Origin of the sequence: Ruegeria marisrubri (assembly GCF_001507595.1) — a bacterium.
Taxonomy (GTDB): Bacteria; Pseudomonadota; Alphaproteobacteria; order Rhodobacterales; family Rhodobacteraceae; genus Ruegeria; species Ruegeria marisrubri.
Window position 1 is genome coordinate 130,321 of the sequence record NZ_LQBQ01000001.1, and the last position, 12,894, is coordinate 143,214.

The 12,894-nt window shown below is 64.2% G+C and carries 15 protein-coding genes; 5 read left to right on the forward strand and 10 right to left on the reverse strand.

The window, feature by feature from the left end; genetic code table 11:
* The first annotated feature begins 1 nt into the window (after window position 1).
* Entirely contained in the window at window positions 2-520 is a 519-nt protein-coding gene (locus AVO45_RS00590; protein ID WP_068343329.1) for a PaaI family thioesterase, read from the forward strand.
* A gap of 6 nt (window positions 521-526) precedes the next feature.
* Window positions 527-1,843, forward strand: coding sequence for an MATE family efflux transporter (locus AVO45_RS00595; protein WP_068343331.1), 1,317 nt, complete (start codon window positions 527-529; stop codon window positions 1,841-1,843).
* Between the two features lie 3 nt (window positions 1,844-1,846).
* Here the strand turns inward: AVO45_RS00595 and arsC are convergent, their stop codons facing one another.
* The 4 genes from arsC to AVO45_RS00615 are packed head-to-tail and all read right to left on the reverse strand — an operon-like array spanning window position 1,847 to window position 4,006.
* Window positions 1,847-2,188 (reverse strand): arsenate reductase (glutaredoxin), encoded by a 342-nt coding sequence (arsC, locus tag AVO45_RS00600; RefSeq protein ID WP_068343334.1) that lies wholly within the window; start codon window positions 2,186-2,188, stop codon window positions 1,847-1,849.
* Complete coding sequence (locus tag AVO45_RS00605) at window positions 2,185-3,243, reverse strand: quinone-dependent dihydroorotate dehydrogenase (RefSeq protein ID WP_068343336.1); 1,059 nt, start codon at window positions 3,241-3,243, stop codon at window positions 2,185-2,187. The genes arsC and AVO45_RS00605 overlap by 4 nt, the downstream gene beginning before the upstream one ends.
* A complete protein-coding gene (locus AVO45_RS00610) occupies window positions 3,240-3,671 on the reverse strand; it encodes a DUF1330 domain-containing protein (protein WP_068343339.1) in 432 nt (143 codons plus the stop codon). Before AVO45_RS00610 ends, AVO45_RS00605 begins: the two co-directional genes overlap by 4 nt.
* Entirely contained in the window at window positions 3,668-4,006 is a 339-nt protein-coding gene (locus AVO45_RS00615) for a DUF952 domain-containing protein (protein ID WP_068343341.1), read from the reverse strand. The genes AVO45_RS00610 and AVO45_RS00615 overlap by 4 nt, the downstream gene beginning before the upstream one ends.
* Window positions 4,007-4,134: 128 nt before the next feature.
* Between AVO45_RS00615 and AVO45_RS00620 the strand changes: the two genes are divergently transcribed.
* The 3 genes from AVO45_RS00620 (at window position 4,135) to mnmH (ending at window position 7,680) form a co-directional block, all read left to right on the forward strand.
* On the forward strand, window positions 4,135-5,712 hold the full coding sequence (locus AVO45_RS00620; protein WP_068343343.1) for a bifunctional metallophosphatase/5'-nucleotidase: 1,578 nt from the start codon (window positions 4,135-4,137) through the stop codon (window positions 5,710-5,712).
* Window positions 5,713-5,886: 174 nt separating this feature from the next.
* Entirely contained in the window at window positions 5,887-6,561 is a 675-nt protein-coding gene (locus AVO45_RS00625; RefSeq protein WP_068343345.1) for an SOS response-associated peptidase, read from the forward strand.
* Window positions 6,562-6,627: 66 nt separating this feature from the next.
* Complete coding sequence (mnmH, locus tag AVO45_RS00630) at window positions 6,628-7,680, forward strand: tRNA 2-selenouridine(34) synthase MnmH (protein ID WP_068343348.1); 1,053 nt, start codon at window positions 6,628-6,630, stop codon at window positions 7,678-7,680.
* Here the strand turns inward: mnmH and selD are convergent.
* From selD to AVO45_RS00660, 6 genes are read right to left on the reverse strand one after another with little or no spacing between them, the layout of a single operon-like run.
* Complete coding sequence (selD, locus tag AVO45_RS00635) at window positions 7,671-9,830, reverse strand: selenide, water dikinase SelD (RefSeq protein ID WP_068343351.1); 2,160 nt, start codon at window positions 9,828-9,830, stop codon at window positions 7,671-7,673. The genes mnmH and selD overlap by 10 nt on opposite strands.
* A 5-nt stretch (window positions 9,831-9,835) precedes the next feature.
* Window positions 9,836-10,222, reverse strand: coding sequence for a Na+/H+ antiporter subunit G (locus tag AVO45_RS00640; RefSeq protein WP_068343354.1), 387 nt, complete (start codon window positions 10,220-10,222; stop codon window positions 9,836-9,838).
* Window positions 10,223-10,229: 7 nt separating this feature from the next.
* Window positions 10,230-10,499, reverse strand: a complete 270-nt coding sequence (locus AVO45_RS00645; protein ID WP_068343357.1) for a K+/H+ antiporter subunit F — start codon at window positions 10,497-10,499, stop codon at window positions 10,230-10,232.
* Window positions 10,496-10,993 (reverse strand): Na+/H+ antiporter subunit E, encoded by a 498-nt coding sequence (locus tag AVO45_RS00650; protein WP_068343360.1) that lies wholly within the window; start codon window positions 10,991-10,993, stop codon window positions 10,496-10,498. The genes AVO45_RS00645 and AVO45_RS00650 overlap by 4 nt, the downstream gene beginning before the upstream one ends.
* Window positions 10,990-12,537, reverse strand: a complete 1,548-nt coding sequence (locus tag AVO45_RS00655; protein ID WP_068343363.1) for a monovalent cation/H+ antiporter subunit D — start codon at window positions 12,535-12,537, stop codon at window positions 10,990-10,992. Before AVO45_RS00655 ends, AVO45_RS00650 begins: the two co-directional genes overlap by 4 nt.
* Window positions 12,534-12,893, reverse strand: coding sequence for a Na+/H+ antiporter subunit C (locus AVO45_RS00660; RefSeq protein WP_068343364.1), 360 nt, complete (start codon window positions 12,891-12,893; stop codon window positions 12,534-12,536). Before AVO45_RS00660 ends, AVO45_RS00655 begins: the two co-directional genes overlap by 4 nt.
* Window position 12,894 lies beyond the last annotated feature (1 nt).

Consider the following 12,894-nt stretch of genomic DNA (forward strand, 5'->3'; position numbering starts at 1 on the left):
CATGGCGCGTTCCCGTCCAGAACCGATGCAGGTGGTTAAGCAGCGCCGAGACGCGGCCCTCAAGGCGCTGGTCGAAGGTGTGCCCTATATCCGTTTTCTCAACATCAGCTTCGACCGCCGCGGCGACGAGCTGACCGGTGTGTTGAATTTCGACGAAAAGCTGATCGGCAACCCGTTCCTGCCGGCGATCCACGGCGGCGTCACGGCAGCTTTCCTGGAGGTCACGGCGGTCATCACCCTCAGCTGGGAGCACCTGTTCCCCCGGATCGAAAGTGGCGAGATCGACGCCGACGACATCCTGAAAGACGAGAACATCCGCTTTCCCAAGACCATCGACTTCACGGTGGACTACCTGCGCTCGGGCCTGCCCCGCGATGCCTATGCCCGTGCATTCATCAGCCGCTCGGGCCGCCGCTATGCCTCGGTGCGGGTCGAGGCCTGGCAGGACAACCATGCCAAGCTGTTCGCGCAAGCCTCGGGGCATTTCCTGATGCCGCAGCCCAAGCCTGGCAAGGGCTGACTGAACATGCAGGACGCTTCGGCGCCGATCACGCTCCGCCGTGTGCTGCACATTGCGCTGCCGATCGTTCTGTCCAATGCAACGGTCCCTTTGCTGGGGGCGGTGGATACCGGTGTCGTCGGCCAGATGGGCGAGGCGGCACCGATCGGTGCCGTGGGTATCGGCGCCGTGATTCTGTCCACGCTGTATTGGGTGTTCGGGTTCCTGCGCATGGGAACGACCGGGTTGGCGGCTCAGGCCCGCGGGGCAGGGGATACGGCCGAGACCGGCGCCCTGCTGATGCGTGGCCTGCTGCTGGGCAGCGCCGCCGGAGCCGCCTTCATTCTGTTCCAATCAGCCCTGTTCTGGGGCGCTTTTGCCCTGGCCCCGGCCAGCGCCGAGGTCGAGACGCTGACGCGCGACTATCTCGAAATTCGTATCTGGGGCGCCCCGGCCACGATCTCGCTTTACGCGGTGACGGGCTGGCTGATCGCGATCGAGCGCACGCGGGGCGTTTTCATCCTGCAGGTCTGGATGAACGGGCTGAACATCCTGCTGGACCTCTGGTTCGTTCTGGGGCTGGGCTGGGGGGTCGAAGGGGTCGCCACCGCGACGCTGGTTTCGGAGTGGACCGGCCTTGCACTGGGGCTGTGGCTCTGCCGCGATGCTTTTGCCGGGGACCAGTGGCACGACTGGGCCCGGATATTCGACCGCGCCCGGCTGCGCCGCATGATGCAGGTGAATGCCGATATCATGGTGCGCTCGGTTCTGCTGACGCTGTCCTTCACCACGTTCCTGTTCATCGGCTCGGATCTGGGTGACGTGAACCTGGCGGCCAACCAGGTGTTGTTGCAGTTTCTCTCGATCACCTCCTACGCACTCGACGGCTTTGCCTTCGCCGCCGAGGCGCTGGTCGGGGGCGCGGTGGGGGCCAAAGATCGGCACCAGTTGCGGCGGGCCGCAATCGTTGCCTCGCAATGGGGCATCGGTGGCGCGGCGGTGTTGAGCCTTGTTTTCCTCGCCGCCGGCCCCCTCATCATCGACCTGATGGCAACCGCGCAAGAGGTGCGCGCGGCGGGGCGGGAATACCTGGTCTGGGCCGCGATTGCGCCGGTTCTGGGGGTCGCCAGCTGGATGCTGGACGGCATCTACATCGGAGCAACCTGGACCCGCGCCATGCGGATGGCGATGATCCAGTCGGTCGTCGCCTATGTGGTCGCTTTGGTCATTCTTGTGCCGACCCTCGGCAACCACGGACTGTGGGCCGCGCTGATGGTGCTGAACATCACGCGGGGACTCACGCTCGGGCTGCGTTACCCGAGGCTCGAGGCGCAGATCACCTGAGCGTCAGAGCAGATCCAGCAGCTTTTCCGGAGGGCGGCCGATCACGGCCCGCTCGCCCCGTATGGCAAGTGGACGTTCGATCAGGATCGGGTTGGCGGCCATAGCGGCCAGCAGGGTATCGTCCGGATCGGTCTTTGACAGCCCGAGTTCCTTGAACATCTTTTCGCCGGTCCGCATCATCTCGATGGCGGAAGTACCCAAGGCGGCCTTGGCGGCCTTGAGTTCCTCGAGCGTCGGAGCATCCTCGAGATACTTCCTGATCTTCAGTTCCACGCCGCGCTCTTGCAACAGCGCCAGCCCCGCGCGGGATTTCGAACAGCGCGGATTGTGCCAATATTCGATCACAGCCAGTCCTCTCTCTTGCTGCCCACGGCCTGGGCCACGTTGTCGAACCCGTCGCGGGCCAGCAGGGCGTCCAGCCCATGCGCGATCTCTGCCGCCAGCGACAGGCCACCGAACACCATCGCGGTGTAGAATTGCACCGCCGAGGCGCCGGCGCAGATCTTGGCATAGGCCTGCTCGGCACTGCTGATGCCCCCGACACCGATCAGAGGGATGCTGCCCTCGGTCAGCTGGCTGAGCCGCGCCAGAACGCGGGTGGATCTTTCAAACAGCGGCGCGCCCGACAAACCACCCGCCTCGGTCTTGTGGGCGCTCTTGAGACCCTCGCGGGACAGGGTGGTGTTGGTCGCGATGACCGCATCCACCCCTGTTTCCTTCGCGACCTCGGCGATGTCCGCCAGCTCGGCCTCGGTCAGATCGGGGGCGATCTTCAGGAAGATCGGCAAGGGGCGGGGAAGGGCATCGCGGGTGTCGATCACCCCGGCCAGCAGCGCCGTCAGCGCCGCCTTGCCCTGCAGATCCCGCAGCTTTTCGGTGTTTGGCGACGAGACGTTGACCGTGGCGAAATCCAGATACTCGGCACAGTGGGCCAGCACCTTGGCGAAATCGCCGGGGCGGTCGGTGCTGTCCTTGTTGGCGCCCAGGTTGAGGCCGATCACCGCGTTCTTCGGGCGCTGGGCCAGACGTTTCGCCATCGCCTCCATGCCCTCGTTGTTGAAGCCAAAGCGGTTGATCGCGGCCCGATCTTCGGTCAACCGGAACAGGCGCGGCTTGGGGTTGCCTGGCTGCGGGCGTGGCGTGACGGCGCCCACCTCGATGAAACCGAAACCGGCGCGCGACAGTGGCCCCAGGGCCACTCCGTTCTTGTCGAACCCGGCGGCAAGCCCGACGGGGTTGGGCAGGTCCAGCCCGGCCAGCGTGGTGCGCAGCCGGGGCGAGGTCACCGGGCCGGGCAGGGGGACGAGCCCCAGTTTCAGCGCCTTGATGGACAGGCCATGCGCTGTTTCCGGGTCCACGCTGTGCAGCGCGGCAAGCCCCAGCTTTTCGATCAGCTTCATCCGAACGCCTTTCCGCCCTCGGCCGGGGCACAGCGAATCAGCCGCGAGGTTTCCACCGCCGCCTGCCGGTGCACGACCGCCTTCTGGTAGGCCGGGTCCGTCACCATTTCGAGGAACGCGTGCGCAGTGGGGTAGCGGGCGACAAATATCTCGTCCCACGCCTCGTCACCCGGCCCGATCAGCGTGGTCTGAAACGTTCCCCGCCAGATGATCGAGGCGCCAAGCCGGGCGATGATCGGCGCGGTTTCGGCGCCATAAAGCCTGTAGGCCTCGGCCCCGCTCAGTCCCGCCCCGGCCTTTTCGTGCCCGTCCGGATAGACGGCGATGGCGCGGAATTTCACAAGGTTCAGCATCTCGATCGGGTGGTCCCGGTCGAGCGACTTGAACGCTTCGAACTGCGCGCGCTCGGGGTCGATATGGTGGCTCATTCCATTTCCTCCGGGAATTGATGCACGCCGTCTTTCAGCGGCAGGGGGCGCGACCAGACCACGTCGGCCATGCGCATGTTGCGGTAGAGATGGGGAAACAACGCGCCGCTGCGTGACACCTCCCACTTCAACTCGTCGCCCATGGCTTCGGCGTCGCAGGCGACAAGGGTCAGCCCATCGGCTCCGGCAAAGTGCTTTGCGGCGGTTTCCGCCGCCTGCGCCGCGGTCGAGAAATGCACGAACCCGTCCGCCACATCGACTGGCGCGCCCTGGGTTTCGCCCTGGGCCTGCAATGCGGCCCATTCGTCCGCCCTGAATATCTTGTAGATCAGCATGGCCCCGTGATGCCTTGGGGCACGGCCGGATTCAAGCCGCAATTCCCCGGCGTCACCTGGACAGAGTCTTTGACAGAAACCGGCTCTCGGCGCACCATCCCGAAAACAACAAAAGGGAGAGTAATTTCATGTTCGCACGTTTCATGACGTCGGTTGCGGCGTTGGGACTGACTGCGGGAATGGCCGCTGCTGACTACAAGCTGACCATCCTGCACACCAACGATTTCCATTCCCGCTTCGAGCCCATCAACAAATACGACAGCGGTTGTGGCGAGAAAGACCAGGCCGAGGGTAAGTGCTTTGGCGGAACCGCGCGTCTGGTGACCGCGATCGAAGAGGCCCGTGGACGCGCCGAAAACTCGATCCTCGTGGATGGGGGCGACCAGTTCCAAGGCTCGCTTTTCTACACCTACTACAAGGGCAAGGCCGCGGCCGAGTTCATGAACAAGCTGGGCTATGACGCGATGACCGTGGGCAACCACGAATTCGACGATGGCCCCGAAGTGCTGCGCGGTTTCATCGACACGGTGGATTTTCCCGTTCTGATGTCGAACGCGGATTACAGTGCCGAGGAGCTGCTGGCCGATACGCTGATGAAATCCACCGTGATCGAGGTCGGGGGCGAAAAGATCGGCCTCGTGGGCCTGACACCCGAGGACACGCATGAAATCGCCTCGCCGGGGCCGAACATCACCTTCAGCGACCCGGTTCCGGCGGTTCAGGCCGAGGTGGATCGGCTGACCGCCGAGGGTGTGAACAAGATCATCGTGCTCAGCCATTCGGGTTATGGCGTCGACCAGCGCATCGCGCAGGAAACCAGTGGCGTTGACGTGATCGTGGGCGGCCATTCCAATACCTACCTGTCGAACGTGGCTGAAAAGGCCGCAGGCCCGTATCCGACCGTGGTCAACGGGGTGCAGATCGTGCAGGCCTATGCCTATGGCAAGTTTCTGGGCGAGCTGAACGTGACCTTCGACGACGACGGAAACGTGGTCGAGGCCGTTGGCGAGCCGTTGATCATGGACAACACGGTGGCCGAGGACGCCGCCACGGTCGAGCGCATCGCGGAACTGGCCAAGCCGCTGGATGAAATCCGCAACAAGGTCGTCGCCACCGCCGCCGCGCCCATCGAGGGCGACAGGTCGGTCTGTCGGGTTCAGGAATGCCAGATGGGCAACCTTGTCGCCGACGCCATGCTTGCCCGCGTGGCCGATCAGGGCGTGACCATCGCGATCGCCAACTCCGGCGGTCTGCGGGCCTCGATCGACGCAGGCGACGTGACGATGGGAGAGGTGCTGACAGTGCTGCCGTTCCAGAACACGCTGTCGACCTTCGAAATCAGCGGGCAGGGCATCATAGATGCGCTGGAGAACGGCGTCAGTCAGGTCGAGGACGTCAAAGGGCGTTTCCCGCAGGTCGCGGGGCTGACCTTTGCCTGGGATCCCTCGGTGCCGCCGAACGAGGGCCGCGTCTCGGACGTGATGGTGGCCAAGGATGGCGGTTTCGTCCCCATCGACCCGGATGCAACCTATCTGGTGGTGACCAACAACTATGTCCGCAATGGCGGGGACGGCTATTCGATGTTCGCGGGCGACGACAAGAATGCCTATGACTATGGCCCCGACCTGGCTGATGTCACGGCTGAATATCTGGCTGCGAACGCCCCGTATCAGCCGTATGTGGACGGGCGCATCACGCGCAAGTGAACCCAAGCTGAGGGAAAGGCCGCTTCGGTGGGAGCGGCCTTTTTTGCTCGAGACGCCGATCAGGTGCGGGGAACTCGCGCGTTGCTTGGCAAAGGAACACGGCAGTTGGGCTTGCAGGCGCAAAGCGCGCCGGAGATACTCGATCCGATTTCCTGACAGGATGGCCCGACAGCCATGTGCGGACGATTTGCGATAACCTTGCCGAATGACGCCATGGCGCAGCTGTTTTCGGCGCAGCCCGCCAACGCGCTTCCCAAGGTGCCAAATTACAATGTCTGTCCGACCAACCAGGTTCATGTCGTCCGAACCGGAGAAACCGGCAGGCGGCTTGTCCAGATGCGCTGGGGGTTCCTGCCGCATTGGTACAAAACTGAAAATGCGGGGCCTCTGCTGATCAATGCCCGCGCCGAAACCATCGCCGAGAAACCGGCCTTTCGTGCGGCCTGCCGCGAGAGGCGCTGCCTTGTCGTCGCCAGCGGGTTCTACGAATGGACCAAGTCCGAAGACGGGGCGCGGCTGCCCTGGTATATCTACCGTCGCGATGGAGGGACGATTGCATTTGCCGGGATCTGGCAGGATTGGGGGGCTGAGCAGGCCCGGCAAAGCACCTGCGCCATCGTGACCACGCCGGCCAACCGGCGCCTGAGCGCGATTCATGACCGAATGCCGCTGATCCTCGAGCCGCAGGACTGGCGCCTGTGGTTGGGGGAAGAGGGCAAGGGCGCCGCCACGCTCATGCGGCCCGGAGGCGACGACATCCTTGATTTCCACCGCGTCGGAACGGCCGTGAACTCGAACCGGGCCAGCGGGCCCCAGTTGATCGAGCCGCTACGGGCCGAACGGGGCTGAACCAATGGCGACCGGCCTTGCCGCCGCCTCTTCCCCTTCCGTTTCGCGCGGGATAGACCTCGAACCATGTCTCTGAAATTCACCACGTTGCCCGAACTTTACGCGCATGGTTTCGACACCGTGATCGATGTGCGCAGCCCGGCCGAATATGCCGAGGACCATCTGCCCGGCGCCATCAACCTGCCGGTGCTGGACAATGAAGAAAGGGCAAGGGTCGGCACCATCTACGTGCAGCAAAGCCCCTTCCTGGCCCGCAAGCTGGGTGCGGCGTTGGTCTTTCGCAATGCGGCCAATCACATCGAACAACACCTCAGCCACCATGAAGGCGGCTGGCGGCCGCTGGTCTATTGCTGGCGTGGCGGCCAGAGGTCGGGGTCATTCACCTGGATGCTGCAACAGATCGGCTGGCGCGCCGAGGTGATCGAAGGGGGCTATCGCACCTACCGACGCTTGGTGAACCGCTATCTCTATGACGATCCGCTGCCGCATCGGCTGGTGGCGCTCGACGGCTATACCGGAACCGCCAAGACCGAGTTGCTCTCGCTGCTGGCAGCGCGGGGCGTTCAGGTGGTGGACCTGGAGGGGATGGCCAATCACCGCGGGTCGTTGCTGGGCGAAATGCCAGGCGGGCAGCCCAGTCAGAAAGCCTTCGAGTCGGCGCTGGCCGGCGCGTTCTGCGCGCTGGACCCGTCGCGGCCGGTGGTCGTCGAGGCCGAATCCTCGAAGATCGGAGAGCGCATCCTGCCACCCAGCCTCTGGACGGCCTTGCGCTCGGCCCCCCGGATCGAGGTGACCGCGCCGCTCGAGGCGCGCACCGACTACCTGGTGGCGGCCTATGACGACATTCTTTCGGATGCCGAGCGACTGAAAGAACGGCTGGACCCGCTGCGATACCATCGCGGCCACGAGATCGTAGACGACTGGTTTGCCCTGATCCAAGCCGGAGACAAGCACGCGCTGACCCGCAGCCTGATGGAACGGCACTATGACCCGGCCTACCTGAAATCCCGCAAGAGCCACGGGACGACCCCGGTGGCGCAGGTGTCGGCGCGGTCACTCGATGCTGCCGGGCTGGAGGCAACGGCGGTCGAGATCGAAACCGCCTTGGCTCAGTTCTGAAGGCTCAGTCCCGGTTCTTCGGTCAGGCGCCCGATGATCTCGGCGGGGTATCCCGCGCCACGCAGCCTGTCGCACAGTTCCCCGGCCTCAGCCGCCGGAACCGCTGCCAGCAGCCCGCCCGCGGTCTGCGGGTCGAACAACAGGTCCGCCCTGCCGCCCGTCGGCAGGTCCGGCACCAGCATCCGGTTGTCGGCAAAGATCGTCGAGCGGATGCCCTCGGCGACCAGTTCCAGCGCGCCTTCCATCACCGGAACGGCCTCCAGTTCCAGAACCGCGCCACAGCCCGAGGCCTCGCACAGGCCCTGCAGATGCCCGGCCAGGCCAAAGCCGGTGACATCGGTCATCGCATGGGCGCAAGAGAGGATCCGCGCGGCCTCGCCTTGCGGTCGGGTCATCTGGTCATAGGCCGCCGCGACCCAATCCCCCTTGGCCGCTCCGGCCATTTCCGCCGCCATCAGAACGCCGCTGCCCAGCGGCTTGGTCAGGATCAGCGCGTCGCCGGGCTGCCCGCCTGACAGTGTGACCGGATCCCTGTCGCACAGACCGGTCAGGGTGAAGCCGATGGTCATTTCATCGCCCATCGAGCTGTGGCCCCCCACGATTTCGGCCCCGGCCTCGCGCATGACCTCGGTCGCCGTGGCCATGATCTCGGCCATCGTGCGCCGTTGCATAGTCCCGGACATGCGGGGCAGGATCAAAGTGGCGGTCGCCGCCTGAGGCCGTGCGCCCATGGCCCAGATATCGCCAAGCGCGTGAACGGCCGCGATACGCGTCATCAGCACCGGGTCATTGGTCAGGCTGCGCAAGTGATCCGAGGTCATGACCTGCCGGACACCGCCCGTGGTCATCAGCGCGGCGTCATCGCCGGGCAGAGGAGTAATGTCCTCGCGTTCCGGCCTCGGCAGTTCACTCAGCGCGGCCTTCAGGGCGCCACGCCCGACCTTTGCGCCGCAGCCGCCGCACATGGGCTTTTCGCCCACCGCCTCGGGCAGCCCGTCGGCATGAAGATCGGGAAGGGCCGGTGCCGCCATCTGCGGCAGATCGCGGAAGCGGTTCATGAATTTCTGGTCGATATGGTCTTTCCACCGCCACATGAGCGGGCCGCTAAAGGCCGTGCCGAACCGCTCTGCCAGGGCTGATTTGCCGCCAAGCGAAATGAGTTTCAGATAGTCCTTCTGCGGGGCGTAGCGGCGCATCCGGCCCGCCCCCAAGGCCGCCCTGAGATTGTCGAACAGAACCGGGGCCTCGCGCACGGCATAGACGCCCGCCTTGGGGCGCGGGTCTTCGCTCAGATGGGCGCAGTCGCCGGCGGCGAAAATCGCCGGGTCGCTTGACTGGAGGAAACCGTTTACGGCGATGTATCCGTCGTGCAGTTCCAACCCTGTGGACGCGACCCAGTCATAGGGCCGCGCCCCGGCGGCGCCGGTGATGAATTCGGCCTCGATATGTCGGCCGTCCTCCAGGACCAGATGCTTGTCCGCGACCCGCGCGATTGGTGCATTCTCGATCAGTTCGACGCCCAGATCGCTCAGCGCGCGCCGGACGGATGCGGAAGCCTTCGGCCCTACCGAGGTCAGCGCCGCTGCGCTGTCGACAAGGGTGGCGCGTGCAGGACGGCCCTTTGTGCGCAGGGCGTGAGCCATCGCCATCACCAGTTCCGCCCCGGCGACGCCGCCTCCGATCACCGCGACCGAGGCCGGGCCATCACCGGCCAGATAACCGGCCCAACGCGCCGCGAATGGCCCGAGCGGTTTCGCGGGGACCGCGTGTTCGGCAAAGCCGGGCAGCGCGGGCATATCCGAGGTGATGCCCACATTGACCGAGGCCACGTCGAACGCCACCGGCGGCCTGCCGGCCACATGAACCTCGCGTCTTGCAAGATCGATCCCCTCGACCGCACCCAGGATCACGCGGGCACCGGCGAACCGGGCCAGCTTCACCAGGTCGATGTCCAGTTCTTCGCGGTCATAATGTCCCGCCACATACCCCGGCAGCATTCCGGAATAGGGTGCCGTAGGGCCAGGATTGATCACCGTGACACGCGCGCCGGGCAGGGGCAACATGCCCCATTTCCGCAGCACCAGCGCGTGGGAATGTCCCCCGCCGACCAAGACCAGATCGCGGGTGAGGGGCAGTGGAGGCGTGTGCATCGGAGTCACTTCGTCGTGTGTTCCGGTATGTCTTCGTCGTGCTGAACGGCGTGGGTGGCCCAAAGCTCATCCTCGCCGACGTCCGGCAGGTTTTCCGGCTTTTCGTGCCGGTGAATGTGCCATTTGGCAATGAACAGCGCCGTGATCGGCGCGGTCAGGAACAGGAACAGCGTGATCAGCAGCTCGTGCAGGGACAGGTGGCGTTCGATCAGAAGCGAGTGACCGATCGAGGCCAGCAGAACACCTCCGACCCCCAGTGTCGTGGCCTTGGTCGGGGCGTGAAGGCGCGACATCGGGTCTTTCAGCTTGATCATGCCGAAGGAGCCGACAAAGCCGAAAACGCCCGATACGATCAGGAAAAAGGCGATCAGAAGTTCGAACAGGAATTCCATGGCCGCCTCACTCGATGATGTTGCCGCGCAGCATGAAGCGCGCATAGGCGACGGTCGAGACGAAGCCCAGCATGGCGATGATCATCGCCGCCTCGAAGAATATCTCGGTTCCAAGCGCAAGGCCGTACAGGATCATCAGGGCGATCGTGTTGATGACCATCGTGTCGAGCGCCAGCACCCGCGTGCCCACGCCTTCGGCGGTGATGATCCGCCACAGACACATCATGACCGCCGCGCCGAAACAGGCGAAGGTGAAGTAGATGGCGTAGGTGATCATTCGAAAATCTCCTTCAGGCGGCGTTCGTAACGGCTCTTGATCTGGTCGCGCACCGCGTCGGGGTCGGGCGCGTCGAGGCAATGCACCAGCAAATAGTGGCCCTGCGCCGACAGATCGCAGCTGACCGTTCCCGGGGTCATGGTGATCGTGCCGGCCAGAACGGTAATGGCTTCGGGCGTGCGCAGTTCCAGCGGGATACAGACCCAGTTCGGCTCGCGATCTTCGTCGCGCTTGAACAGGATGATCCGGGCCACGGCGATATTGGCCATGACGATATCCCACAAAACGACCAGGATGTATTCGACGACCATCGGCCAGTTGCGAAGCTTTGGTCGGTCGGGCCAGTAAGGCTGGGTGATGAAAGGGATCACGATTCCCAGCAGCAGCCCGAAGACCAAGGAATTCAATGACGGTCTGTTTGCAAGCAATATCCAGACCAGCGTGAGCAGGATGGTCAGATGCGGGTGCGGAAATATCCGGCGCAGCAGCTTCATTCCTGATCTCCTCCCAGAACCGCCTCGATATAGGATTCCGGTGCAAAAAGCTGATCGGCGGTGCTTTCAGCATAGTCCAGAGCAGGCCCGGCGAAAATTGTCAGCACAACCAACCCGGCCAGACTGCCGAAAACCGCGGAAAAGGCCAGTCCCGGATTGGGTTCCGGTGCCGGCAGGTGAGGAAGTTCGTCTGCGTTTTCCGGGTCTGCTTCGGTGTTGTGCCTGCCCTCGTGGCTCTTCCAGAAAATGAGAGAGCCCGCTCGGGCCAGCCCGACGATGGTGACGAACGAGCTGATCAGGATCACCGCCCAGATCACGGCAAAGTCGGTCGCATCGCGTGATGCATCCAGAATCAGGAGTTTCCCGACAAAGCCCGACAGGGGGGGCATCCCGGCCAGCGCGATGGCGCCGGCAAAAAACAGCGACGCGATCAATCCGCTCTGCGCCATTGGCGCAAACCCGGCAATTGCCCCGCCTTGGCGCCGCATCACAAGGTCGGCGGTCAGGAACAACAATGCAGCCGCGAAAGTCGAGTGAACCGTATAATACAGAGCCGCAGCCGTGGCTTCCTCGGTGAAAAGCGACACGGCGATCAGCAGAGTCCCCATGGAGGCGATCGCTCCGAACGCCACCATTCGAGCGATATGCTGCGCGCCCAGAATGCCGATCGTGCCGACGGCCAGCGTCAACAGGGCTGCGGGCAAAAGCCAATCGCCGATCAGGCCCGCCGTGGCGTTCACGTCGGGACCAAATACCAGAGTGTAGACCCGAAGGATGGAGTAGGATCCGACCTTGGTCATGATGGCGAACAGGGCCGCCACCGGCAGAGGGGCGTTGGCATAGCTGGCCGGCAGCCAGAAATGCAGCGGCAGGACGGCAGCCTTGACGCAGAAGACCAGCAGCAACAGCACGGCTCCCACCCGCAACAGCGCGGTATCCTCGTCCGGAATCTCGGCCACGCGCACCGCCAGATCGGCCATGTTGAGCGTGCCCGTGACTGCGTAGATCGTCCCCAGTGCGAAAAGAAATAGTGTCGAGCCAAGCAGGTTGTAGGTGACATACTGGACACCGGCCTTGAGCCGCACCGCCCCGCCACCATGCGTCATCAACCCATATGAGGCGATCAGCAGCACCTCGAAAAAGACGAACAGGTTGAAGGCGTCGCCAGTCAGGAACGCGCCGCAGACGCCCATCAACTGAAACTGGAACAGAGGGTGGAAGTGCCTCCCCCGTTCATCCCAGCCGGACCCTATGGCGTAAAGCACCACGGGCAACGCCAGCACGGCAGTCAGCAGCACCATCATCGCCGACATCCGGTCGAGCACGAGAACGATGCCGAACGGCGCGGGCCAGTTGCCCAGCTCGTAAACCTGAATCTCGCCGCCCGAGGCCTGGGCCGTCAGCGTCAGCGCGATGCCAAGCAGGCCGACCGTTCCGGCAACCGAAAAGATGCGCTGAAGGTCCAGGTGATAGCGCAGCACCATGATGATGAAGGGGGCCAGGATCGCGGGCAGGACGATCGGGGCAACGATCCAGTGGCTCATGCGTCTTCTCCTGCCTCGTCCACGGTTTCATGAGCGGTCATGTCGATATGGTCGTTCTTGGTCGACAGATAGGCGCTCAGCGCGATCATCACGATCACGGCCGTCATCCCGAAGGAAATGACGATGGCCGTCAGCACCAGCGCCTGCGGCAGCGGATCGGTATAGGGCACATCGGCGTATTTGTTCAGCACCGGCGGCGCGTTCAGCGCCAGTCTGCCCGTCGCGAATAGAAAGATGTTCACCGCATAGGTCAGCAACGACAGGCCCAGGATGACCGGAAAGGTGCGCCGGCGCAGGATCAGGAAAACTCCGGCAGCCGTAAGGACGCCAACGGCGGATGCAACGAGCGCTTCCATG

What these genes read in the sequence shown, in the direction of transcription:
- AVO45_RS00625 (WP_068343345.1), top strand. Translation starts at nt 5,887, where the DNA reads ATGTGCGGACGATTTGCGATAACCTTGCCGAATGACGCCATGGCGCAG.
- AVO45_RS00620 (WP_068343343.1), top strand. Translation starts at nt 4,135, where the DNA reads ATGTTCGCACGTTTCATGACGTCGGTTGCGGCGTTGGGACTGACTGCG.
- AVO45_RS00655 (WP_068343363.1), bottom strand. Translation starts at nt 12,537, where the DNA reads ATGAGCCACTGGATCGTTGCCCCGATCGTCCTGCCCGCGATCCTGGCC.
- AVO45_RS00645 (WP_068343357.1), bottom strand. Translation starts at nt 10,499, where the DNA reads ATGATCACCTACGCCATCTACTTCACCTTCGCCTGTTTCGGCGCGGCG.
- AVO45_RS00595 (WP_068343331.1), top strand. Translation starts at nt 527, where the DNA reads ATGCAGGACGCTTCGGCGCCGATCACGCTCCGCCGTGTGCTGCACATT.
- AVO45_RS00640 (WP_068343354.1), bottom strand. Translation starts at nt 10,222, where the DNA reads ATGGAATTCCTGTTCGAACTTCTGATCGCCTTTTTCCTGATCGTATCG.
- AVO45_RS00615 (WP_068343341.1), bottom strand. Translation starts at nt 4,006, where the DNA reads ATGCTGATCTACAAGATATTCAGGGCGGACGAATGGGCCGCATTGCAG.
- AVO45_RS00650 (WP_068343360.1), bottom strand. Translation starts at nt 10,993, where the DNA reads ATGAAGCTGCTGCGCCGGATATTTCCGCACCCGCATCTGACCATCCTG.
- AVO45_RS00605 (WP_068343336.1), bottom strand. Translation starts at nt 3,243, where the DNA reads ATGAAGCTGATCGAAAAGCTGGGGCTTGCCGCGCTGCACAGCGTGGAC.
- AVO45_RS00660 (WP_068343364.1), bottom strand. Translation starts at nt 12,893, where the DNA reads ATGGAAGCGCTCGTTGCATCCGCCGTTGGCGTCCTTACGGCTGCCGGA.
- selD (WP_068343351.1), bottom strand. Translation starts at nt 9,830, where the DNA reads ATGCACACGCCTCCACTGCCCCTCACCCGCGATCTGGTCTTGGTCGGC.
- AVO45_RS00610 (WP_068343339.1), bottom strand. Translation starts at nt 3,671, where the DNA reads ATGAGCCACCATATCGACCCCGAGCGCGCGCAGTTCGAAGCGTTCAAG.
- mnmH (WP_068343348.1), top strand. Translation starts at nt 6,628, where the DNA reads ATGTCTCTGAAATTCACCACGTTGCCCGAACTTTACGCGCATGGTTTC.
- AVO45_RS00590 (WP_068343329.1), top strand. Translation starts at nt 2, where the DNA reads ATGGCGCGTTCCCGTCCAGAACCGATGCAGGTGGTTAAGCAGCGCCGA.